Annotated in this window: 20 protein-coding genes; 5 read left to right on the top strand and 15 right to left on the bottom strand. The window is 59.3% G+C overall.

Going from position 1 to position 23948, the window contains the following annotated elements; genetic code table 11:
• Positions 1-131 precede the first annotated feature (131 nt).
• From fbaA to WMP96_RS07375, 9 genes are all read right to left on the bottom strand, one after another.
• Entirely contained in the window at positions 132-1166 is a 1035-nt protein-coding gene (fbaA, locus tag WMP96_RS07415) for a class II fructose-bisphosphate aldolase (protein ID WP_023019991.1), read from the bottom strand.
• 143 nt (positions 1167-1309) lie between these two features.
• A complete protein-coding gene (locus WMP96_RS07410) occupies positions 1310-2500 on the bottom strand; it encodes a glycoside hydrolase family 76 protein (protein ID WP_301716278.1) in 1191 nt (396 codons plus the stop codon).
• Positions 2501-2554: 54 nt separating this feature from the next.
• Complete coding sequence (locus WMP96_RS07405; protein WP_239206818.1) at positions 2555-3220, bottom strand: TrmH family RNA methyltransferase; 666 nt, start codon at positions 3218-3220, stop codon at positions 2555-2557.
• The gene (gene pyrE, locus WMP96_RS07400; protein WP_051138304.1) at positions 3213-3803 is read right to left on the bottom strand and encodes an orotate phosphoribosyltransferase; all 591 of its coding nucleotides are present in this window, start codon (positions 3801-3803) and stop codon (positions 3213-3215) included. The genes WMP96_RS07405 and pyrE overlap by 8 nt, the downstream gene beginning before the upstream one ends.
• Positions 3804-3872: 69 nt before the next feature.
• The gene (locus WMP96_RS07395) at positions 3873-5336 is read right to left on the bottom strand and encodes a hypothetical protein (protein ID WP_239206819.1); all 1464 of its coding nucleotides are present in this window, start codon (positions 5334-5336) and stop codon (positions 3873-3875) included.
• A gap of 88 nt (positions 5337-5424) precedes the next feature.
• Positions 5425-6282, bottom strand: coding sequence for a sulfurtransferase (locus WMP96_RS07390; RefSeq protein WP_023019996.1), 858 nt, complete (start codon positions 6280-6282; stop codon positions 5425-5427).
• Positions 6283-6337: 55 nt separating this feature from the next.
• On the bottom strand, positions 6338-8893 hold the full coding sequence (clpB, locus tag WMP96_RS07385; protein WP_239208658.1) for an ATP-dependent chaperone ClpB: 2556 nt from the start codon (positions 8891-8893) through the stop codon (positions 6338-6340).
• Between the two features lie 132 nt (positions 8894-9025).
• The gene (locus WMP96_RS07380; RefSeq protein WP_301716276.1) at positions 9026-10408 is read right to left on the bottom strand and encodes a TetR/AcrR family transcriptional regulator; all 1383 of its coding nucleotides are present in this window, start codon (positions 10406-10408) and stop codon (positions 9026-9028) included.
• A 293-nt stretch (positions 10409-10701) separates the two neighbouring features.
• Complete coding sequence (locus WMP96_RS07375; protein ID WP_023019999.1) at positions 10702-12075, bottom strand: sodium/glutamate symporter; 1374 nt, start codon at positions 12073-12075, stop codon at positions 10702-10704.
• A 179-nt stretch (positions 12076-12254) separates the two neighbouring features.
• Between WMP96_RS07375 and WMP96_RS07370 the strand changes: the two genes are divergently transcribed.
• On the top strand, positions 12255-13427 hold the full coding sequence (locus tag WMP96_RS07370) for an FAD-binding oxidoreductase (RefSeq protein ID WP_200288588.1): 1173 nt from the start codon (positions 12255-12257) through the stop codon (positions 13425-13427).
• Here WMP96_RS07370 and WMP96_RS07365 read toward each other — a convergent pair.
• Positions 13424-14239, bottom strand: a complete 816-nt coding sequence (locus WMP96_RS07365) for a carbon-nitrogen hydrolase family protein (protein ID WP_239206824.1) — start codon at positions 14237-14239, stop codon at positions 13424-13426. The genes WMP96_RS07370 and WMP96_RS07365 overlap by 4 nt on opposite strands.
• 91 nt (positions 14240-14330) lie before the next feature.
• Between WMP96_RS07365 and WMP96_RS07360 the strand changes: the two genes are divergently transcribed.
• Both WMP96_RS07360 and WMP96_RS07355 read left to right on the top strand, forming a co-directional pair.
• On the top strand, positions 14331-14594 hold the full coding sequence (locus WMP96_RS07360) for a hypothetical protein (RefSeq protein ID WP_301716275.1): 264 nt from the start codon (positions 14331-14333) through the stop codon (positions 14592-14594).
• On the top strand, positions 14591-15757 hold the full coding sequence (locus WMP96_RS07355) for an alpha/beta hydrolase (protein ID WP_301716274.1): 1167 nt from the start codon (positions 14591-14593) through the stop codon (positions 15755-15757). Before WMP96_RS07360 ends, WMP96_RS07355 begins: the two co-directional genes overlap by 4 nt.
• A 51-nt stretch (positions 15758-15808) precedes the next feature.
• Here WMP96_RS07355 and exaC read toward each other — a convergent pair whose 3' ends face one another.
• The 5 genes from exaC to dnaK form a co-directional block, all read right to left on the bottom strand.
• On the bottom strand, positions 15809-17329 hold the full coding sequence (exaC, locus tag WMP96_RS07350) for an acetaldehyde dehydrogenase ExaC (protein ID WP_301716273.1): 1521 nt from the start codon (positions 17327-17329) through the stop codon (positions 15809-15811).
• A gap of 244 nt (positions 17330-17573) precedes the next feature.
• Complete coding sequence (locus WMP96_RS07345) at positions 17574-18023, bottom strand: heat shock protein transcriptional repressor HspR (protein WP_023020004.1); 450 nt, start codon at positions 18021-18023, stop codon at positions 17574-17576.
• A 20-nt stretch (positions 18024-18043) separates the two neighbouring features.
• The gene (gene dnaJ, locus WMP96_RS07340) at positions 18044-19249 is read right to left on the bottom strand and encodes a molecular chaperone DnaJ (RefSeq protein WP_340432655.1); all 1206 of its coding nucleotides are present in this window, start codon (positions 19247-19249) and stop codon (positions 18044-18046) included.
• Positions 19250-19345: 96 nt separating this feature from the next.
• Positions 19346-20053 (bottom strand): nucleotide exchange factor GrpE, encoded by a 708-nt coding sequence (gene grpE / locus WMP96_RS07335; RefSeq protein ID WP_034655552.1) that lies wholly within the window; start codon positions 20051-20053, stop codon positions 19346-19348.
• A complete protein-coding gene (gene dnaK, locus WMP96_RS07330) occupies positions 20053-21903 on the bottom strand; it encodes a molecular chaperone DnaK (protein WP_301733020.1) in 1851 nt (616 codons plus the stop codon). The genes grpE and dnaK overlap by 1 nt, the downstream gene beginning before the upstream one ends.
• A 451-nt stretch (positions 21904-22354) precedes the next feature.
• Between dnaK and WMP96_RS07325 the strand changes: the two genes are divergently transcribed.
• Together WMP96_RS07325 and WMP96_RS07320 are read left to right on the top strand one after the other, a co-directional pair.
• Positions 22355-22531: a hypothetical protein gene (locus tag WMP96_RS07325; RefSeq protein ID WP_023020008.1), complete on the top strand. Its 177-nt coding sequence runs from the start codon at positions 22355-22357 to the stop codon at positions 22529-22531.
• Positions 22532-22727: 196 nt separating this feature from the next.
• Complete coding sequence (locus WMP96_RS07320) at positions 22728-23918, top strand: sensor histidine kinase (RefSeq protein WP_301716270.1); 1191 nt, start codon at positions 22728-22730, stop codon at positions 23916-23918.
• Positions 23919-23948: the final 30 nt, after the last annotated feature.

Below are 23948 nucleotides of genomic sequence, written 5' to 3'. Positions count from 1 at the left end.
CGGCCCCACCACCCGCCAGCGCCGCCCGCGAAATCCCGACCCTGGCCGAAGACATGAAAAAGCCGCCTCCCACGCGGGGGAAGCGGCCAGTTCGGCGTGCCTACTTAAGGGGCTGCCGCAGCTTAGAAACTTTACTTGGAGAGGGACTTGCCCACAGAGTGCAGGTCCTGGCAAGACTCGATGACGCGCTCGGACATGCCCTGCTCTGCCTTCTTCAGGTAGGAGCGTGGGTCATAAACCTTCTTGTTGCCAACCTCGCCGTCAATCTTGAAGACGCCATCGTAGTTTTCCATCATGTGGCGAGCAACCGGGTTGGTAAAGGCATACTGGGTATCGGTATCCACGTTCATCTTGATGACGCCGTAGCGAAGTGCCTCTTCAATCTTTTCCTTCTCGGAGCCGGAGCCACCGTGGAATACGAAGTCGAAGGCGTACTCGTCCTCACCCAGGCCGAGCTTCTTCTGTGCAACCTTCTGGCCCTCAAGCAGGACCTCTGGGCGCAGCTTCACGTTGCCTGGCTTGTAGACGCCGTGAACGTTGCCGAAGGTAGCGGCCAGCATGTAGCGGCCCTTCTCACCGGTGCCCAGGGCATCGATGGTCTTTTCAAAGTCCTCCGGGGAGGTGTACAGGTTAGCGCCTGCCTTTGCCTGAACACCGTCCTCTTCGCCACCGACGACGCCAATCTCAGCCTCGAGGATGACGTGAGCGTTCTTAGCCTTTTCCAGCAGTTCCTGTGCGATGACCAGGTTCTCGTCGATTGGAATAGCGGAGCCGTCCCACATGTGGGACTGGAACAGCGGGTTCTCGCCGCGGTCGACGCGCTCCTGAGAGATAGCCAGCAACGGGCGGACGTACTCATCGAGTACCTCCTTCTGGCAGTGGTCGGTGTGCAGCGCGATATTGACGCCGTAGTGCTTCGCGGCCTCATGAGCGAATGCGGCCAATGCCTGAGCACCCTTGACCTTATCCTTCAGTGCCAGGCCGGAACCGAAGGCTGCGCCGCCGGTAGAGAACTGGATGATGCCGTCGGACTCGGCCTCCGCAAAGCCCTTCAGAGCTGCGTTAATGGTCTCAGAAGAGGTGCAGTTGATAGCTGGGAACGCGAAGCCATTCTTCTTCGCGGTATCCAGCATCTCGTTATAGACCTCAGGGGTTGCAATTGGCATGAATTTCCATCCTTAAAAGTGGGTTTGTGGTCAAACACGTTCCAGCACCCAAGTATGCCCGTTTCACGGAATTTCTGCCGCAAAAACTCTGTGACATTTTCAACCCGTCTATGCGCGCCGCACAACTAGCCCGCGGCTGCAGACTATTTAGATAGATGCCGCGTCACGCGAGCGCAGGCCTCCATCAGCATCCACCCGGAAAGTTGCACGGACAAATCACGCTCGTCCACCCGGATGATGCCTACCTTCTCGCTCATGGTGCGCCGGCCGAAGCCGTAGTTATGCGGCAGGCGAGCATCGGACAACCAGTCAGAGCCGAAGATCGGCAGCCCATCAACCTCTAAGCGGTGCTCCCACACCGACTCGGCCGAGGCCATCACCATGCGCGCGGCCAGCTTCTTCGTCGCACGGTTGGCGGGAGAATCGCCGGGCAGGCGCACGGCGACGTCGGCAAGATAGCGCATCAAAATGCCCTTAAACAGGCCACCGTCACCATCGCCGGTCTCCCAGTCCACCACGCCCGAGGGGGTAGCCATGCCCGAAGCCACGGTCTGCACCAGGCCGCGGATGCGGATAATGTAGTCCATCATCTCGGAAGCCAGCTCGGCCTCGTGTACGCTGTCGATTTGCTCCAAATCACCGATACCGGCCTTTTCCCGCAGCGCCAGCACAATTTCCAAGCACGCACCAAGCACCACGCCTTGGCAGTAGGGGTGGATGTTTTTTACCACCTCAGGGCCGTCCATGCGCATGCGCACGCCGTCCATGATGTAGCCGTCGTCGTCAAGCAGGTGATCGTAGATCCAGTCAATGATGCGCCGCGCTTCCTCAATGCGCCCCATCCGCGCCAACATGATGGCGCCCGGGCCATTGGAGGGAACGTTCATGAAATTCTCGCCGAGGCGCCACGGCAGCACGCCGAGCGATTCATCGAGTCCTTCGTGGATATTGCGCTGCAGCTCCGCCAAACGCTTCGGCGTCTTCGCCTTCTTTAGCTCCTCCACGCGGCCGAAGGCCAAGGCGAGCCACCCCTTGTCATCGTAGTATTTATTCTTCGTCAGCTGCGTCAGGTTGCGGATACGAATCCCCCGCATGGTGTCGAAGATGCGCTGTCGGCGCACCTTGGTGTTATTGCGCAGCGCCGCATCAACGAGGCAATCCAAATAATGGGCCTGCCACCAGTAGTGCCAATGGATGAAGAGTTTTTCTTTCGTGGTAGGCGGCCAGCTCACCACCGCAAGATTGGTGCGCGGCAGGCCCCACACAGGGTGCGCGTGGCGCTCATTGATGGCGGCTTCTGCGAGTTCGGCGCGGTGGGCCCATTTTTCTTCCACGATTCCTCTATCACTCCAGTTACGCGGGTAGATATAGCTAGTGTAACGATCTTCCTACCAAGAATCGGCTAGATCAGCGTGCTGGCGAATCCAGGTGTGCATGGCGATTCCGGCCGCGACGCCTGCGTTGATGGAACGGGTGGAGCCGAACTGGGCGATGGAGCAGGTCATCACGGCGGCGTCCTGGGCCGCTTGTGTCACGCCGGGACCTTCCTGGCCGAAAAGTAGAAGGCTGCGCTCGGGCAGCTCGGCCGTTTCCAGGGGCACGCAACCGGGGGTGTTGTCGATGGCGACGACGGTCAGCCCCTCCTCGGCCGCCCACGCAATAAGCTTCTCGACGCTCTCATGGTGCATCAAGTGCTGGTACCTATCCGTCACCATTGCCCCACGCCGATTCCACCGCCGGCGGCCGACGATGTGCACTGTATCGACGGCGAATGCGTTGGCGGTACGCACGACGGTGCCAATATTGGCATCGTTTTCAAAGTTCTCGATAGCGATGTGCAGGCTATGCCGGCGCTTATCGATGTCCTTTTTGATCGCTTCCCTGCTCCAGTAGCGGTAGGCATCGACGACGTTGCGACGGTCGCCTTCAGCGAGCAGCTCTGGGTCGTATTTCTCGGCCTCTGGCCCTTGCGGCAGCGGACCTTCCCACGGTCCTACGCCATGGCGGCCCTCGTTCCACTCGGTCGGGCCCTTGGCCTCGTCTGCGTTAGGCAAGGTCAAGGTCGCCCAGGCCCAACAGGGAGCGGTATTCAAGGCCTTCTGCGGCGATGACGTCGCCGGCACCAGTCTCGCGGTCTACGACGGTCGCCACGCCAACGACCTCGGCGCCAGCCTCGCGCAGCGCAGCCACGGCGGTCAGCGGGGAGTTACCGGTGGTCGTGGTGTCTTCTACGACAAGGACCTTCTTTCCTTCCACGTCCGTGCCCTCGATGCGGCGCTGCATGCCGTGCTTCTTGGCTTCTTTGCGCACGACGAAGGCGTCGATATCGCGGCCGTCGGCATGCATGATGGAAGTAGCAACAGGGTCAGCGCCGAGCGTTAGGCCACCGACGGCCGCGAAATCCCAATCGGCGGTCAACTCGCGAAGCAGCGCACCGATGAGGCGGGAGGCCTCGTGGTGCAAGGTAGCGCGGCGCAGATCCACGTAGTAGTTAGCTTCCTTGCCCGAGGACAGGGTCACCTTGCCGTGGACTACGGCCAGTTCCTTGACTAGCTCGGCAAGGCGGGCCTTCTTCTCGGCATCCAGGTTCTGGGCATTCGCGGTGTGCGCATTGGTGTTGTGAGAATCCACAGTCATCTGCTCCTTGTCGTGGTTCGTGCGCGGCGGTTCGCGCGTGGTGGCAGGCCTCCAGTATCGGTCTCTAGGCTACTCTTCCCGGCGCGGGTCCGATTCCTCGGCTGCACGGGAATCGGCCGCGCCGGGGGCGGGCCCACTAGTGGAATCGTCGGAGGGGCCGTCAAAGATGGAGGCAGCGCGGAACTGCTGGCGCGGCAGGCGGGCGGTATGAGAATCGGGGGTGGGGCGCTCGCGGCCGTCGGCAATAGCGTCTACTTCGTCGCCGCCTAGCGCGCTGTGTTCGACCGGGCCGCGAGTTTCGGAGTACGCCCGGGACGGCATGTGCAAAGGCTCTTCCGGCCGCTGGATGACGGGACGCTCAAACACGGGTGCACCGGCAGCCGGCGCACCGCCGACAGCTTCCGCGATGGGCTGGGCGGGAATCTCGCGAGCTGGATCCAATTCCTCTAGTCGCACCACGTGGGTGGCCGAGGAGCGCGGTGGCAAGACACGGGCGGCGTCTGCCAATAACGCAAGCGGCGGTAGCATCGCTTCCCATTCCGCGGAGCGCGCCTGCTTTGTAGTCTGTGCTAGCACCCACTCAGTTTCCATCCACAGTGCGGTGACCGCTTCGGGCATTTGCTGCAGGGCGACGTGAACACGCTCGTCTACCATGCGCTCGGTAACAGCACTATCCGAGGAATACACATCAAACCCCTCAAGAGTCATGGCTAAATGCAGATCCTCGGAGGCCTTCGTGTCTTCGCGGTCGAAGCGACGGAAGTCCACCACCATGTCTGAGGCCGCTCCGGTGCGCATCGCCATGACGTTGACGCCATCAATATCCATCAACAGCATCTCGTGGCCATACACGTTTCCCGCGACAATGTCTTTTGGCGCCGCACCGGTAGAGGCCACTCCCCTCGTCCATTCATCTACGAGGTAAGGATCGGACTTCATAAATTCGAAGCCTTTTGCTTCTGCCCAACTGCGGCGCTCGCGACGCAACGTTCCCGGCAGAATCGGCCGATGGCGGGTGTGCGGCTTGGAGGGCGCGCAGTTCTCGCTCGCGGTCTCCTGGCTCGGATTGTGGCTTCGCTCGTGCTTCGGCTCGTTGCTCGGCTCCTGGTCTGGTCCGCGCTCAGGGGTTGGCTCAGGGTCTTGCTGGGTTTCAGACTCCGGTGCGGACTCTGGTGCGGCTTCGGCATGGGACTCGGGAGCTGGGGCAGCTGGCGAAGACGCTAGGTGGGCTGGGTCGACAGCGGGGGCATCGCTAGAGGTCGAGTCAACGGGAGCGGTATCGGAAGAAGCAGGCTCGGGGGACTCGGTGGACTCGGTCCTGGACTCAGGCTCGGGGGAAGCGGCGTCGACAGGCGCGGCGTCTGCGGGGGTGGTGTCCGCGGGCGCGGTGTCTGCAGGCGTGGCGTCAGCGGGCGTCGGGTCCGTGTCGGCGGAGAGTGTAGGGGCGGAGGTGCGCTGTTTGCCGTCGTAAAGCAGCAAGGCACCGCCGACAATGCCGAGAAGTAGCGCCAAAGCAAGGATTAGAAAAGCCATCACCCCACGATAGTAGTAGGAACAAACAAGCCCTCAGCGCTCGGCGCGCGGAGGCGGGAGGCTGAGGGCGAGGGGTGAGCGTGGGCGATTAGCCGTTGACGGTAAGGCGGTCGCCGCGCTCGACAGGGTTCTTAGGGTTAGCGGACCACTGCGACCAGCCGCCGACATAGTGGCGCAGGCCGGTGAAGCCGGCGTCGTGCATGGCGGCGAGGGCGAGGGCGGAGTGGTTGCCAGAGCCGGAGTAGATGATGGCGCCTTGGACATTGTCGGGGGTTAGTCCGGCGTCGAAAAGAACTTCGCGGATTTCACCCGCAGACTTCCAGGTGCGCAGGCCGTCGTTGTGGAAGAGGCGCTCCGGCACATTGACGGCGCCGGGGATATGACCGGCCTTAAGGTCGAGGTTTTCGCGGCGGCCGGCAAAGCGGTTGCGGGTGCGGGTATCGATGAGCAGGCCATCGTGACTGCGCACGTCATCAATGGTGGCCACCGGCATCTGGCCGGGGTTTACCGTGGCGCTGGCGCCCACGGCGAAGTTGCCGGGGCCGGTCAGCGTCGTATAGCCCAGGTGGCGCCAATTGGCCAAGCCGCCGTCGAGGATGCGGACGTTGTCCAAGCCGGCCCAGCGCAAGGTCCACCACGCGCGGCCGGCGAATAGGCCGCGCCCCTCGTCATAGACCACGACGGGGCGGTCCTCACGGATTCCCCACTGGCGGAAGTGCTCCTGCAGCTTATCCGGATCCGGCAGCGGGTTGCGGCCTACCTGTGAACCGGGGAGACCGGCGAAGGAATTAGCGGTATCGCTAAACAGTGCCGTAGGAATATGCAAGGAAGTGAACTGGTTATAGCTCTGACGCAGCTGTGGCTGCCAGTGGGTGGCCAAGAGGGTAAATCGTTCGCCGTGATAAATGGATTCGCGGAGTTCTTGTGGGGAGACCAAAATGCTCATGCCCCGAGTCTAGGGGCATGAGCAGGATTTGGCGCGGCGGGCGGTACGCGGCCGACTAGCGGGCGGCGATGTCTAGCTCGGCACCGCCATCTGCGACGTCCACGTGGACAGTGTCGCCATCGACGATATCGCCGGCCAACAGCTTCTTGGCGAGCTTGTCACCAATGGCCTGCTGGATGGTACGGCGCAGCGGGCGGGCACCATAGGCTGGGTCGTAGCCGCGCTCGGCCAGCCAGGACTTGGCAGAATCCGAGACTTGCAAGGTCAGGCGGCGGGCGTCGAGGCGCTCGGCCAAGCCACGCAGCTGGATATCGACAATGCCGCGTAGGAGCTCCTCAGAAAGGGGCTCAAACATGACCACGTCATCGAGACGGTTGATGAATTCAGGCTTGAAGGCCTTCTTCACCGCATCCATGGTTTCTTCCCGGGTGCCGCCGGCGCCCAAGTTGGAGGTCAAGATGATGACGGTATTGCGGAAGTCGACGGTGCGTCCCTGGCCGTCGGTAAGCCGTCCCTCATCCAAGACCTGTAGGAGGACGTCGAAGACATCGGGGTGGGCCTTTTCTACCTCGTCGAAAAGCACGAGCGTGTAGGGGCGACGGCGCACGGCCTCGGTGAGCTGTCCGCCGGCCTCATGGCCGACGTATCCCGGAGGAGCACCAACGAGGCGGGAAACGGAGTGCTTCTCCCCGTACTCGGACATATCGATGCGAACCATCGCGGATTCATCGTCGAAGAGGAAGTCCGCCAGGGCCTTCGCAAGCTCGGTCTTGCCCACGCCGGTAGGACCGAGGAAGAGGAAAGAACCGGTGGGGCGGTTCGGATCGGCCACTCCCGCACGGGAACGGCGCACAGCATCCGATACCGCGGTAACGGCTTCCTTCTGTCCCACCACGCGCTTGCCCAGCACGGATTCCATATTGAGCAGCTTTTCTGTCTCGCCCTGCAGCATCTTGCCGGCCGGAATGCCGGTCCAAGCGGAGACGACCTCAGCGATGGTGTCTGGGCTTACTTCCTCATCGAGCATGGTATTGCGCTGCTCGGTGGCCTTAACTTCGGCGGCCGCAAGATCCTTTTCCAGCGGCGGAATCTTGCCGTAGTTAATCTCAGAGGCGAGTGCGAGGTCGCCATCACGCTCGGCGATTTCTGCTTGTCGGCGCAGGTCATCGAGTTCTTCCTTGATGTTTTGCACATCATCGATGGCCTTCTTCTCATTAGCCCAGCGGGCCTTGAGCTCGCCGAGCTTCTCGCGCTGGTCCGCAAGCTCACCTTGCAGGGTGGCCAGGCGGTCTTGAGAAGCAGCATCCGATTCCTTCTTCAGCGCGAGCTCTTCAATCTCCATGCGGCGGACGATGCGCTCGAGCTCGTCGATTTCCTGCGGGGAGGAATCGATCTCCATGCGCAGGCGGGAACCTGCTTCGTCGACAAGGTCAATGGCCTTATCCGGCAGGAAGCGGTTGGTGATGTAGCGATTGGACAGCTCGGCGGCCGAAACCAACGCGGAGTCCATAATGCGCACGCCGTGATGCACCTCGTAGCGTTCCTTCAGGCCACGCAGAATACCGATGGTGTCCTCCACGGAGGGCTCGGCAGCATAGACCTGCTGGAAGCGGCGCTCCAGAGCGGCGTCCTTTTCGATGTACTTGCGGTACTCGTCCAAGGTAGTGGCGCCTACGAGGCGCAGCTCGCCACGGGCCAGCATGGGTTTGATCATATTGCCGGCGTCCATAGAGCCGTCACCGGTAGCACCGGCGCCGACGATGGTGTGCAGCTCGTCGATGAAGGTGATGATCTCGCCCTCAGAGGACTTAATCTCATCGAGCACGGCCTTTAAGCGCTCCTCGAATTCACCGCGGTACTTAGCGCCAGCGACCATGGAACCCAAGTCCAGGCTGATGAGGGTCTTGCCCTTGAGAGACTCGGGGACATCGCCAGCCACGATGCGGCGGGCCAAGCCTTCCACGATGGCGGTCTTGCCCACGCCGGGCTCGCCAATGAGTACCGGGTTATTCTTCGTGCGCCGGCTGAGCACCTGGACCACGCGGCGAATTTCCTGATCACGGCCGATGACCGGGTCGATCTTGCCTTCGCGGGCGCGAGCAGTGAGGTCAGTGGCGTACTTTTCCAAAGCCTGGAATTGGTCCTCCGGATTCTCGGAGGTTACCTTGGCAGCACCGCGCACGGAAGGGAAAGCGCCCTTGATGGCGTCATAAGTAGCACCGCGGCCGGTAAGCAGCTCGGCGGCATCGGTCTTGGAGGCGGCGATGGCAGCCAGCAGAACCTCGGTGGAAACGAATTCATCACCAAGCTCACCGGCCAGTTCCTGCGACTGCGTTAGGACGTTGAGGCCGTCGCGGTTAAATTGCGGGTTGGCCATATTGGCGCCCTCGGCCTTGGGATAAGAATCAACAAGCTCGCGGGCTTCCTTGAGCACAGTATCCGGATCTACGCCGGTGGCCTTAAGAACCGGAGCGGCGATTCCGCCGTCCTGGCTGAGAATTGCCGCCAGCAGGTGAGCCGGGCGGATATCCGGGTTTCCATTAGAAGAGGCGGTTTGCAGGGCATCCTGCAAGGCCTCTTGTGTTTTAGTGGTGGGGTTAAATGAGTTCATGTGTGCGTTGCTCCTTCTAAGATTTATTCACCCACTGTAGGGCTTCACTTAGTACAACGCACCCAGAGTTGAGCCTATTCCACTCAACCTAAATATTTTTGAGCGTAGGTCGCTCAACTTTGCACAGGGTGATTAAACCTGCTTGAACTCCTCGTTTTCATGGCCAAGAATCTGCAAGCCATGGGCGATGGCAAAGAAGGACACGGTTACCACCTGGATAAAAAGCGCCCACTTGAGATCTTCATTAAAGCTCTTGAAATCGCCGATGCTGCACAGATGGGCAATGCCATTGGCCCCTGCCCACACGGCCAAAGTGCTGATATAAACCAGCTGGTCGGTGGGAGTAATTCCCATCTCGATGACAAACTTGCGGAGCAGATCCATCATGATGGCGAAGTTCTTGGTCATGCCCTCATGCGAGCTACCATCACCATTGTGCGGAACTACAGAACCGCTGGCCAGCGCAATAATGGAGCTGAAACGCTCTGGGTACATCATCGCGTAGTTAAAGTAGGCGGCCGCAACAATCTGCAGGCGGTCTACCGTGGGGGTGTCATCCGGAAGCTCGGCGAGGCAGGCCTCAAAGATCTTCGCCATCTCTGTGGTGGTGAGAGTTTCTGCCACCTCACGCAGCGCGAAGTCATTGTCCACAATGGTGGTCAGGAAGTCTTTGGAGGTACCAAGCTTTTCGGCCACGTGGTCAAAGAAGCGACGGTCGACGCCGTTGCGACCAGCAACGCGCAGCGCGGCCTCAATAATGACCTTCTTGGCTTCCTCCGGGTCCATTTGCTCGAGGTTATCCGGGGCCACGAAGGGCTTTTCACGTTCGCTGCCCATGACCTTTTCTACAATGCCGCGGGCATCGTTCATAATGGGGCGGCGCTGCGGGATCTGCTTATTTTTAAACCAATATTGCAGGGCATCAACCACGAGGCGATCCACCTGCTTCAGGTTAGCGGCGCGAATAACGGCATGCTGCAGGCGCAAGATGCCCACCACACTCAAGTGGCCCATGCCATGGATGAGCGACCAGAGGGCCAAAGTAATGCGGCCGATTTCCAGGGGCGAGATATCTCCGTCTGCCGCTACGACGGCACCCTGCTCTTCGGCAAAGCGCTTGACGACGTTCAGCGCCATGTCCGCACCCGGCGTGCCCGACTTTTCCCCCTTGGCAAATTGGCAGACCCGCTCCTCATCCATGGCATCGTACCGTTCGAAAAGGTAGTGGTAGATGTCGGGCTCGTCTTGCACGTAGGCAAAGTAGGCCTCCGCCAACTGCATGAGGACATCGCCGCCAGAGTTACCCTCTGGCAGGTGACGTGCAGCCTCCACCATGTATTCAGACATGCGGCAATCCAAAAAATCTGGGATTTCCGCAAGCATGGCAGCACCGCTGCTAAATTCCTTAGAAACCGCCTCCGGCGAGAGGCCAGCCTGGTCTGCCACAGATTCCACGGTAACGGCCTGCTCGCCTTCGCAACCCGCTACATAAACAGCGGCTTCTAGGATAATCACCCGCCTGGAAGCCCCATCCAACTGGTACATCTATTTCCTCACCACGCCAGAGATTGACACCAGCTAATTCTAACAAATTTTAAGGTTTAGGGATAGTCCCAATCGATTGCACTTTTCAAGTATTTTTACCCTCACCGATGTTGACGGTGGTAGCGGGGCCGATAGGCCATGGTCACGACCGCAGCCGCGTCCACCCGCCTCGCACTGGGAACCATTTTCTAAGTTTTGGTGCGCCCAATCTCATAGTTTTTTAAGGTAGCGATGCGGGAGGGGGGGGACGTCGGCAAGCGCGGCTATTCCTGCCTTTGTCCTACATGGCCAATACCCTCTTGGAAGATGGTGCCGCGCGGTGGCATAAGACGCATGGATTTAAAGGCGATATAGACGCCGATGGAAATCGCCAAGGAAATGGCGCCGAAAATGCCGGTAAACCCGTACATGACGGCCATTGGCGCGATGATGGTCCACGAGATTTCAAAGGGTCCGAAGCCGATATAGGCCATGCCATATTCAGACAGGGTGCCGGACTTGAGCTTGGGATCCACGATCTTCAGGATGGCAATGCCGGTCGCCACGGTGGCGGTGGCCCAACCCCAGCCAAAGATGCCGCGCTCAATCCAGCGCTCACCAAAGAACTCGGCCGGGAACCACAGCAAGAAGAACACACAGAAGATGGTGCCGAGGATAAAGAGGAGAAGAAGCGCCTGCCAGTAGGAAGCAATGGCGGCCGGAACGATGGCGGCCACGCCGAAGGCAATGAGGTAGTCCGTGGCTGCTCCGGAGATGGAGGAAATGGAGTCCTTATCTAGGTAGTCCTCGGCGCCCACGAAGTTCATAAGCGCGCGGAAGAATAGTCCCACCACCATGGACATGGCAAAGAGCGGCACGGAGACATTCTCCCAGATGCTGCTCAAACCCTGGTTGATGCCGTAGGCAGTCATCACGGTCAGGATGATGAAGCCGAAGTGCAATGCGAGCGGCTCGATGGACGAGGGATTGGTGGTAGCGCGGCCGAGCGACGGACGATCATCAATGTTTTTGATGTAGCCGCGACGCAGCTCTTCCGGCAGCTCCTTGGGCACGTGGGAAACCTTGCCCTTGCGGATGCCCCAGTTGCCGGCGATAACGCCGCCAATGATTGCGGCCAGCGTGCCGACGGTCGCCGAGGTAAAGCCCAGCGAGGATGCCGCATCAGCGCCTACACCTTCGAGCGCGCCACCCACGGCCGCGGCGGTACCAAAGCCGCCGGTAAAGCCAACGGGCAGCATCATGCCGAACCAATTTGGGGTATCAAATAGCGGCGCAAAGAGGAAAAGACCCAGCACGATGAACAGGCCCCACTGGCCGGTAAACATCATGGTGGAGTAGCCCCACATATTGCGCGCACCCTTGCCCATATTTCCGCCTACTTCCATGGAGTAGGCCATAGACGCAAAGACCACCGCGATGAGGATGGAGGTGTAGTCACCCAAGTTATCGGAGAAGTTAATCCAACCCAGCACGTTTGGACCAACCAGCAAGCCGATGAGGCCGGCGGTAATCGGGGCAGGTAGCAACAGGTCCTGGAAGATGAACTTCACTTGGTGACGCAGGACATTGCCGATGACCATGAGCAAAGAAATCCAGCCCACATCCAGCATGAGCGTATAAGCGGAAAAATCTTCCATGGAGACCCTTTCTAGCTGTGCAATTATGGCGGCTTGCCCCCGTTAGAGGGCAGACGGATAGGGAATACAATACCTTCCACTAAGTGATCCACAACATAGGCTCCCGTTTTCACCCCCACTACAGCTTTCAGTATGTAGCTCGACCTCCGGTGCGGCACCGACTATTAGGATGATGAGACATGTGGGAATTGGGCGAGCATTTTCGAAATTACGCAAACGAGTACCGCGATGCGGTGCACGAGCATTTCTTTAACGCGGTGCCCGAATCCCGGCAAATATTCGCCCTGTCTATGCGCGATACCCATACCTCTCTGGTCCCCGCGCTGGCGTGGGTGATTGAACGTACGGAGCCGGGACAGCCCCTGCTTTCCGAAGTCTCTGCAAAGCTCACCCAACTCGCCCGCGATCACCGCCGGCATGGGTTTCCGGCCGAGATTTATTCTCGTTTTGAACACGCCCTGATAGCGGGCCTGCGAGTCCTGGCACTGACGCAGTATCAGTACGATTTCGCCCGCGATGTCATCCACCGCATATGCACGACGATGGCCCAGGTTGCCGGAGAATCTGATGCCGCCGGCGAAGCACCGGCGCACTCGGCGCAAGTGGTGGCTGTAGACCATCCCACCCGTGATACTTCTATTATTCGCGTGGAAGCCGGCTTAGCCGTGCCCTATCAACCGGGACAGCACTTTCCCGTGACCACGCAGTACTTGCCCGGTCAATGGCGCATGCTTACTCCCGCACAGCCTAGCGACGGAACCGGCCAGTTAGTCTTCCACGTCTCCACCGCGGGTGAGGCCTCTCGGTCCCTCGCGCACGCGCAGCCCGGTGATTGGTGGACCCTTGGCCAGCCCGCTGGTGGAATAAGCCTCCACAACGCGGGCGCAGAAGAGCTAATCATCATTGCCTACGGCACCGGATGGGCCACGGCCCGCTGCGCGGCGCTCGCCGCGCTGGACGACGGCGACCACAATCACGTACCGCGCATCTTTGCCGTAGCGGGCAGCCCCGGTGCTCACTATGACACCTACTTCCAGCAAAATCTGGCAGCGCTAGGAGTCCGAGTGCGCCGCATCGTGCGGGAAGAAAGGGACCCGTGGTTGCTCAACGCCCGCGAATTGGCCCCCGGTGCCGATTATGTGGTCTCCGGAGAGCCGACCGATGTAGTAGTCAACGAGGTGGAGTTATCCACAGGCACTCCCCCGCGCTTCCTGCTCGTCGGCCCCGCCGAAGAGGTTGCGGAAGGTAAACAAGAGTTGGTTAAGAAGGGCTTGAACAAGCAGCAGATCGATGTCCTTAGCTGGGGCCGCGACGGGCGCTGGCAGCCGGAAGATTACGCAGCACTCGCCTAGTCCGCAGGGGTCACGACCGGCAAGGTGCGGCGGGTTTTCGCTACCTCATTCGGATCGATCTCGGCATAGAGGATGTCGTCTTCGTAGCCAGCCTCGGCCACGCGCACCCCGTTCGGATCAACGATGGTGGAATGACCAATGCCCGTCGGGCCGGAGGGATTGCCCGCTTCTGCGTCACCGCCTGGGCGCGATTGGCCGGCCGCCACAATGTAGCTGGTGGAATCCAAGGCACGCGCGGCCGTAAGCAGGCGCCACTGCTCCAGCTTGCCAGGGCCGTCTGCCCAGCTGGTAGGCACCACAATAAGTTGTGCGCCCTGGCTAGCTAGCTCCTTGAACTGCTCCGGGAAGCGAATGTCATAGCAGGTGGCCGCGCCCACTACAAGGTCATCAACATCAAAGGCAACCAGCGATTCGCCGGCCAAGACAGTATCCGATTCGCGGTAATCGAAGGCGTCATAGGTATGAATCTTGTCGTACCCGCCTAACACGCCAGGCCCTGCAATAAGCGCTGTATTGCTAACCCGATTGATGGTCTTGCCATCGCGCTCAACGGTATCGGCTGGGCAAAACATGCCGGCTACGACGGTAACCTCGAGTTCTTCTGCCAGAGCTTGGATCGCCGTGGCAAACGGACCTTCGAGTGATTGCGCCTGCTCATCAAGACGCCCGGAGCGGAAATTCTGTGACGTGGCCTCTGGCAGCACGATAAGTCGCGCCCCGTTTCCAGCGGCTTCACGGATCTTTGCTAGGGCTATCTCCTGGTTTTCGGTGATATTTCCGGTGGATGTTAACTGCACTGCTGCTACCTTCATGCCTCCCAAAGTAATGAAGCGGAACCGAGTTATCCACAGGCTGCCTCTGTGCCCATAGCGCCGAACTGCGATGTCCATCAGGCTAAAGGGCATGAACTATGTAGAAATTCCCACGCACTTACCCGATTATGTCCGTTCCCTGCTCTCACGGCCTCCGCTGCCATCGCCGACGGCCGCGCTCGATACCGCCTGCCGAACCGCGGACGCGCTGGAGCGAGCCCGGTCTGCTTGGTCCAGCGCCGTGTCCGCAACTGAGGATGCCACGGCCGAGCAATTGCGCTCTGTCGCGGACTTCCTCAGCACCGCCGCCGGGGTGGATTCCCGGCTAGGCCAAACCCTAGGAGCCGCTCGATGACCCTTTCTGCGGCTTTAAGAAATAGCGCTAGCCAACTGCGCACAGAACGCTCTGAACTGAATCTTCGTTTTATAGATTCGCACCATGATTGGCTTGATCTATCGCTGGGAGGGCCTGCTGGCGACGCCGCTCGGACCAGCTTGGCAGGCTATACCGACTGGCTGGCACCGTCGTTGCATCAGATGGAGCATGTTGCCGCCACCCTTGACCGCCACGCCAACCTGCAGGCCCGCCGTGAGGAACTAGAAGACCGCGTCATCGCATTCCTAGGCCAGATAGACGAGCGCAATGTCGCGGCGGCCCGCGCCGCTGGGCTCCTATTAAATCAGGTACGAGCATTGGGCGATTCCCTCGATTGGCTCTGTTCCCAAGAAATTGATGCCCTGTGTACGCCTGCTGGTGTTTCTCCTCCCGTGCGGTTTGAAGAATTTTCCGATCTACCTGTGGACACCATTCACGAGATTAACCTAGCCCAAGCCAACGAGCACGTGGCTCAGTTGGCCGCGAAAAACCCAGATATGAAGGTATTAGAAGCAAGCGACGGACGGCTGGTTGCCATGGTAGATCCAGGCGAATTCCGGACCACGCCGGCATCGCTCACCACATTTATCGAAGGAGTTCACTCCTCCGATCCAGAAACCTGGCAGCGCGCGGTGGACCGGGGCCGCAACTTAGCTAAAGCCAGCGGTGGGCCGGCCGTGGTGTGGTTAGGCTACCAGGCGCCATCTTCCCTGCCTCGGGCAATTCATGCCGACCCCGCGCGCACCGCTGGCCAAGAGCTCGTCCGGTTTCAGCGCGCGCTTGGTGCGCGCTATCCGCAGGCCAAGCGCACCGTCGTGGGATATTCCTATGGTTCAGTAGTCACCGGGCACGCCGCTAAGGAGGACAAGATTGCTGATGACGTGGTGCTCGTCGGCAGCCCTGGAGCCGGCGCCAGCCACTCCTCAGAACTCCATGGCCGCATCTGGGCAGCTACCAACGCGCACGACCCCATCGCCATTGCGACGGGGCCGCACGGCGGCATCCATGGCCCCGATCCCACTACTGATGCCTTTGGTGCTACTCCCCTTCCCGGCGCAGATGGCCTTCCTGGTGACCACGGCACCTATTGGGAGGACCCACGGTTCCTGCGCGGCCTAGGCCAAGTGGCACGGGCACACTAGGCCGCACGACATTGTGGAACCGCCTGCACAGATTTACCCGCGGGAGGTGTTTTAGAACAGGCCGGCCGGCTGATCCGAGTAGGAGACCAACATATTCTTAGTCTCCTGATAGTGGCCCAGCATCATCAAGTGGTTCTCACGGCCAAGGCCGGATTCCTTGTAGCCGCCAAAGGCGCTGTGCGCCGGGTAGTCATGGTAGTGGTTTACCCATACGCGGCCTGCCTGAATATCGCGGCCGGCGCGGTAGCAAATGTTTTGGCTACGCGACCATACGCCTGCACCGAGGCCAAAGTTAGTAGCGTTAGCGATGGCAATCGCCTCGTCATAATCTTTGAACGTAGCTACAGAGAGTACTGGGCCGAAGATCTCCTCCTGGAAGATGCGCATGTCATTATTGCCCTTAAACACGGTGGGCTCAATGTAGTAGCCCTTTTCCAAGCCTTCTACCTTGTTCACGTGGCCACCGATGAGGGTCTCCGCGCCTTCCTGCGGGCCGATCTCCAGGTATTGCTTAATCTTGTCCATCTGCTCCTCGGAAGCCTGCGCGCCCATCATGGTTTCCGTATCAAGTGGGTGACCGATCTTGATCTTCTTCACGCGCTCAATGGCCAGCTCCAAGAATTTATCCGCAATGTCCTCGTGTACCAGGGCGCGGGATGGACAGGTGCAGACCTCACCTTGGTTGAGGGCGAACATAACGAAGCCTTCAACGCACTTTTCCAGGTAGGAATCATCTTCATCCATGATGTCTTTAAAGAAGATAGATGGGGATTTACCACCCAGTTCCAGGGTGACGGGGATGACCTTGTCTGCGGCGGCTTTGTTGATGATCTTGCCCACTGGAGTAGAGCCGGTAAAGGCAATCTTGGCAATGCGGTCCGAGCCGGAGAGTGCCGCGCCTGCCTCCTCACCTAGTCCGTTGACGATATTGAGCACGCCAGCAGGAAGGAGGTCACCGATAATATCCATGAGAAGCAGGATTGAGGCAGGGGTTTGCTCCGCTGGCTTCATAACAATGCAGTTACCTGCAGCCAGTGCGGGCGCGATCTTCCAAGCGGCCATGAGCAGCGGGAAGTTCCACGGGATAATCTGGCCCACTACTCCGAGCGGCTCATGGTAGTGGTAGGCCACGGTGTCCTGGTTGAGCTGGGATAGGCGGCCTTCTTGGGCGCGGATGGCGCCGGCGAAGTAGCGGAAGTGATCTACGGCGAGCGGAATATCGGCGGCAAGGGTTTCGCGCACAGCCTTACCATTCTCCCAGGTTTCAGCGACCGCAATCTTTTCCAGATTTTCCTCGATGCGGTCCGCTATGCGGTGCAGGAGCAATGCGCGCTCGGCTGGAGTGGTTTTGCCGAAGGTCTCGAAGGCTTTTTCCGCGGCGTCGATAGCCAGGTTGATATCGGCTTCTTTGCCGCGAGCTACCTGGCAGAATACCTCGCCGTTGACCGGACTGATGTTGTCCATATATTCGCCGTCGACGGGTGCTACCCACTGGCCGCCAATGTAGTTGTCATAGCGTTCGCGGTAATCGACGATGGAGCCTTCGGTTCCCGGAGCTGCGTACAGGGTCATGGTGCGTGTCCTTTCCTGGAGAATACGAGGATCATCGGTGGTACATGACACTCGTTATTGTTTCTGTGCCATAGGTCACCTTTATGTTGAATATACTAACCCCAAACTTTGCAACGCGCACTGATTGCAGCTATCCCCTTTACAAGCCTTAACATCACACCGTCACTGTGCAGGCAGAAGAAAACCCCGCAGCCAGCGGCGACGCTGGTTGCGGGGCGGGATGTACTCGTCTGCAGAGTAAGAATTAGTCCTGACCGTTACCACGGCCGCGGGCGCGTTTACGCTCGCGCGCGGTACGCGGACTCCACATCACCACGGAGGTAGACCGAGGGACATGGACAAGTTCGCCGCTGCGCTGCGGGCGGCGCCCGGCGGCCTGTTCGCGCAGAGTCCGAACCTCTTCAGCTAGGGCGTCGCGCTCGGCTTCAAGGCGATCGCGTTCCTCGGTCAGCTCGATGATGGACTTGATTCCGGCAAGATTGACGCCATCGTCTTGGGATAGCGCTTGAATCTTGCGCAGCAGCTCGATATCGCGGTCGGAATAGCGGCGGCCACCGCCACGGGTACGAGCCGGGGAAACCAAGCCCATGCGGTCATAGGTTCGCAAGGTCTGGGCGTGCATTCCGGATAGTTCCGCGGCCACGGAAATCACATATACCGCGGTGCCGGAATCTTCTGCCTTTCCAGTGCTCATGCCTTAACACACCTCCTACCCTAAGCCTTCTCGGCGCCGGCCCAACCCGCACGCGGGTTGAAACCAGAGTCCTTTTCCGCTTGAGCATAGGTACGCAGGGCGCTGGAGGCGGCGGCATCGAGCTTGGTGGGCACGGTGACCTGAACGGTAACCAAAAGGTCACCGGAGTTGCCCCCGCGCTTGGCGATGCCCCTTCCACGCACCCTCAGCGTTCGCCCGTCCGGCGTGCCGGCGGGGATCTTCACGCGTACCGGGTTATCCAAGGTAGGAACCGCGATGGTATCGCCCAAGGCCAGCTCCGTGAAGGAGACCGGGACGGTAACGTGCAGGTCATCGCCTTCTCGAGTGAAGACCTTGTCCGGTTTGACGGTTACCGCCACGAAGAGGTCACCGGCTGGAGTGCCGTTCGGGCCGGCTTCGCCCTGACCAGCAAGGCGAACCTTTTGGCCGTCAATGACGCCGGCAGGGATGCGCACGGTGATATTGCGGGTGCGATGAACCGTGCCGGTACCGTGGCAGTCCTTGCACGGGTCCGTGATACGGCGGCCGGTGCCATCGCAATCCTTGCAGGGGGCGGAAAAGTCGAAGGCGCCGCGGTTTTCAGAGGTAAAACCGGTGCCACTGCAGGTGCCACAGGTAGAGGTCTTGCCGGATGCAGAACCCGAGCCGTGGCACGTGGTACACGGAGCATTTCCGCTCAGCGCTAGGGGGATGGTGGTTCCCTTGGCGGCCTCGCGGAACTCGAGGGTTATTTCCGTTTCGACGTCGGCCCCCCGCGACGGTTTAGCTGAGTGGCCAGCACCACCGCCGCGGTTGAAAACGCTACCGAAGATATCCCCAACACCGCCGCCTTGAGCCGCTCCTCCAGCGGGTCCTCCGAAGAGGTCCGAGAGGTCGAATTCTTGCGCACCTTGTCCACCCATGCGCGTGGATCGAAACCCGCCGGGAAATCCGGCGCCTCCCATCCGTCCAAAGCCCCCACCGTTACGGAGCATGGCCTTGAACTGGTCGTATTCCTTGCGCTCAGAGGCGTCGGAAAGCACGTCGTAGGCTTCCGCCACCTTTTTGAACCTTTCCGCTGCTGCGGGGTCGTCGGGGTGGGTATCGGGGTGGTTTTCGCGTGCTAGCTTGCGGTAGGCACGCTTAATTTCATTCTGTTCTGCGGACGAGGAGACCCCCAGATCCACATAATAATCTTTGTCTGCCCATTCGGGTTTAGCGCTCACTGGGCATCTCCTCCTTTCAAAGAGAATCGATAAAGTTAAGTAAAAGGGCGCCGCGGGAAGGTCAATCGTCAGTTCCCAGGGCGCCCTTTATGTTATTTACTCGGAATCTTCCGAGCCGCTGGACTCATCGCTGGGGTCCGCGATGATGACCAGGGCATTGCGGACGAGCCTGTCGCCCACACGGTAGCCCTTGCGCAGCACGGTGCCCAGCACCTGCTCATCGCCTGAAGACAAGTCCTGCACGGCCTCGTGAACCTCCGGGTCGAAGGCGTCGCCTTCTTCGCCAAAGGCGGCAAGCTCGTGCTTTTCCAGCGTGCTGTGGAGCTTATCCGCAAAAGCCTTGAGCGGGCCTTCCAAGTCACCGTGTTCATCGGCCAGTTCCAGGTCATCAAGGACAGGCAGAAAATCTGCGATGACCTTGGCCTTGGCGGTCTCGATTACGGCTTGGCGGTCGCGCTCGGTGCGGCGGCGGTAGTTGGTGTATTCCGCATTCAGACGCTGTAGGTCTTCCGTGCGTTCTGCCAACTGTGCTTCCACATCGCTGACGCCGTTGCCAGCGGGCTCTTCACCCGCGGCCTCGGCCTCTACCTCATCAGCGTTGACGTCTGCCAGCGCTTCTTCAAGGTCAGCATCGAGAGTGGGATCCAGCTCGGCTTCTTCGGTGGCATCAGCCTGCGCTTCCTGCGCGGCCTGGGCCTCCTCAGCCTGCTCGGCAGCAGCCTCAGCGCGGTCAGCCGAGGTAGCCTCCGGATCCGTGTTTTCCGGGTCGCCTGGGTTATGCGGCATTCCGCTGTCCTGAGTCATTACTTATTGCCATCCTTATTCTCATCCTCGTCAACTACCTCAGCGTCGACGACGTTCGGGTCACCCTGCGCAGCACCAGCATCAGCCGCGCCCTCAGCACCAGCCTCAGCAGCCTGTGCCTCGTAGATCTGCTTGCCCATCTCCTGGGATTCGGTGGACAGCTTCTCCACTGCGGACTTGATGGCCTCGAGGTCATCGCCCTTCAGAGCCTCATCAACGGCGTCAGCAGCCTCGGTAACCTTGGTCTTAACATCCTCGGATACCTTGTCAGCATTGTCGTCCAAGAACTTGCGGGTCTGGTAGGAGGTGGACTCTGCGTTATTGCGCAGCTCCTGCTCCTCGCGGCGCTTCTTGTCCTCTTCGGCGTGCTGCTCAGCATCCTTGACCATGCGGTCGATTTCTTCCTGGGACAGGCCGGAACCATCCTGAATCTTGATGGTGTTTTCCTTGCCGGTGCCCTTGTCCTTTGCAGTCACGTGGACGATGCCGTTGGCATCGATATCGAAGGTGACCTCAATCTGCGGAACACCGCGCGGTGCCGGAGCAATGCCGCCGAGCTCGAAGGAGCCGAGGAGCTTATTGGCAGTAGCAATCTCGCGCTCACCCTGGAAGACCTGAATCTGCACGGAAGGCTGGTTGTCTTCTGCGGTGGTAAAGGTCTCGGACTTCTTGGTCGGAATGGTGGTGTTGCGCTCGATGAGCTTGGTCATCACGCCACCCTTGGTCTCAATGCCGAGGGACAACGGGGTGACGTCAAGAAGCAGCACGTCCTTGACCTCGCCGCGCAGAACGCCTGCCTGCAGGGCAGCGCCTACGGCAACAACCTCGTCCGGGTTAACGCCCTTGTTGGCATCCTTACCGGTGAGTTCCTTGACCAAGTCCGATACGGCCGGCATACGGGTGGAGCCACCAACGAGAACAACGTGGTCAATATCGCCGACGGAAAGGTCAGCATCCTTGATGACCTGGTTGAACGGAGCCTTGGTGCGATCCAGCAGATCCTGGGTGATCTTCTGGAACTCGGTGCGGGTCAGGGTCTCGTCCAAGAACAGTGGGTTCTTATCGGAGTCGACCGTGATGTACGGCAGGTTGATATTGGCCTGCTGGGAGGAGGACAGCTCAATCTTTGCCTTCTCTGCAGCCTCGCGCAGACGCTGCACGGCGCGCTTATCCTTGGTCAGGTCAACGCCCTGGGAGGTCTTGAAGCGGTCTACCAGCCAGTCAACGATGCGCTGATCCCAGTCATCGCCACCCAGCTCGTTATCGCCGGCGGTTGCCATAACCTCAACCACGCCATCGCCGATTTCCAGCAAGGAGACGTCGAAGGTGCCGCCACCCAGGTCAAATACCAGGATGGTCTGCTCCTGCTCGCCCTTTTCCAGGCCATAAGCCAAAGCGGCTGCGGTTGGCTCGTTGACAATACGGAGCACGTTCAGGCCTGCAATCTGGCCAGCTTCCTTGGTGGCCTGGCGCTGTGCGTCCTCGAAGTATGCAGGAACGGTGATAACGGCGTCAGTAACATCCTCGCCAAGGTAAGCCTCTGCATCGCGCTTCAGCTTCATCAGCGTGCGAGCAGAAATCTCCTGGGAGGTGTAGTCCTTGTCATCAATGTTGATCTTCCAGTCAGTGCCGATGTGGCGCTTGACGGAGCGAATGGTGCGGTCAACGTTGGTTACCGCCTGGTTCTTAGCGGACTGGCCAACCAGAATTTCGCCGTTCTTTGCAAAGGCAACGACGGAAGGCGTGGTGCGAGAGCCCTCGGAGTTAGCGATAACGGTGGACTCGCCACCTTCCAGTACGGAAACGACGGAGTTCGTCGTACCAAGGTCAATACCTACTGCGCGTCCCATGATTTCTTCTCCTTTTATCTTGGGGTAATTAATAAAGTTGATTGTCAGTGACTCAACTTCTCGTTGTGTCCGAGCGCTACTGTAACAGAACTTTCACACCCAGTCACACAACCTTGAGCCTGCGTCACTCAATCTCTACAACGAGCAGCCTACAAAAGCTATTCCCCAAGACTCAACTTTTTCTCAAATGTCCCACTTTTACCAGCTCACCGCCGCTCTTTCCGACGCCCACTTTCCCACCCCTGCCCATTAACCCCATCCCCCACACAGCCTCATACCCAAACGGAGATCCTTAAATATCTCTAAGAGGATCCAAGAGTTACCTCAGAAAGGATCCAAAAGAGGATTGGCGGCGCGCCCCCACTGCCGCATACTAGGAATCACAGCAGTTAAGAGCTGCTACCCCAGAGAGAGATTGTAGTTTTACTCCGCCTATCCGAAAGGAATGTATATGTTCGATTCCCTAGTAGACCTCAGCTCCGCTATCGACTTCGAGGCACTCGTCAAGGGCATCAAGGGCCTCGTCGAGGCTTCCTCCGAGTCCAACACCGACTCCGAGGGCCTGGCCTCCGTATTCGAGGGCCTGTCCTCCAAGGATGACGCAGAGGCTGCTGCAGAAGCTAAGTAATTAGCAATCTGCACTCCTTCATGAAGACCAGCTAAACCCCTCACCTTCTACCTCCGCACGGAACCCACCACAAGGAACCGCGCACGAAGGTGCGGGGGTTTCGCTGTTTTCAATCGCTGCTCTACGTTCGCTGCACCCGCACCGCTGTACATAGACTAGGGAGATAAAACCCGTTGAGCCTTAGCACCCAGGAAGTGTGGACCGCATCGTGCCGAAATCTTCACAGCCACCCATCTACCAGCGCATCCGCGCGGCCATGACTCTGCAGCGAACCGCCGCGTTAACTGCGGTGATTTGTGTGGCGCTAACATTACTTGGCGCATTCCTTACCCCCATAGAGCATCAGTTGTCGGCAGCCATCCTCGGATTGGTTCTTACAGTGATAACTACTTCGGGTTATCGCTGGCCGTTAGGCATGTCAGGTACATTTATTGCCGCTTGGCTAACCGCTACATTTCTCACTAGAACCCCTTTCATCTGTTCGGTGTTCCTAGCCCCGATTTTCCTAGCCGTAGTTGCTTACCACGGCAAACATAGCCGCACAATTGCAATCGGCCTGCTCCTTTGGATATGTGGACTCATTGATCCTGAGACGCTTGAGCTAAGCATTCACCCTGCCCCAGCCTTCACTTGGGGAATGCTAATTGGCGTCGGTGGTGTGATTGGAGCAACTTTCGCCCACTCAGCAAACCGATATAGATCTGCCATGGTGGAGTGGAACAATGACGTGAAGCGCCGTCAATCCGATCTGGCAGAAACCTTGCACAACTCGGTAGTTTCTAACCTAACGGTAAATACCATGCAGCTCGAAGCCCTGAACCTCGAGTACTCCACCCAGCCGGAACTAGCTAAGAAACTCGATGAGCTCAGTGATTCCATGCGCTCTGCCATGTCTGAAGTACGTGCACTGACCAAAGTCCTACGAAATAATATCGATGGGATTAACGACGGCATGAGTTTTGGTTCAACCACAAAACCAACGAGCTTCGCCCAACTAATTTCCGAAGAAGAAGAGCGTCTTTCCCGTCTCAACCGGTCACCCATTGTTGAGGTCACAGGCGAGGAGTTTGCGCCGGAATTTCCTCAAGAAATTCTTGAGCCCATTGCAGCCATCACCACAGAAGCGTGCCTCAATGCAGTGAAGTATTCCCCACCGGGGGCGGAGATTCTGATTTCCGTTCGTCCCCATATGGGCTGGACAGTCATCACCATCACTAATCCCGTAGCTAAGCCAACAAGTAAGAACACCGAAATGTCCTCCGGTATTGGCATGCCCTCCATGAACCGGATCGCGGCCACGATTGACGCACGACTGGATACAGATTTGGAATCGGGAAACTGGGAATTGAACCTATTTCTGCCGCCCAGCGCCCACAAGCGACGTTAATTCCACCACGTTGTATAGCAAAGGCTTAAT

Origin of the sequence: Corynebacterium sp. KPL4035 (assembly GCF_037908325.1) — a bacterium.
Classification (GTDB): Bacteria; Actinomycetota; Actinomycetes; order Mycobacteriales; family Mycobacteriaceae; genus Corynebacterium; species Corynebacterium kefirresidentii.
The sequence above is the reverse complement of the archived record's forward strand: the minus strand, read 5'-3'. Positions and strand labels throughout refer to the sequence as shown.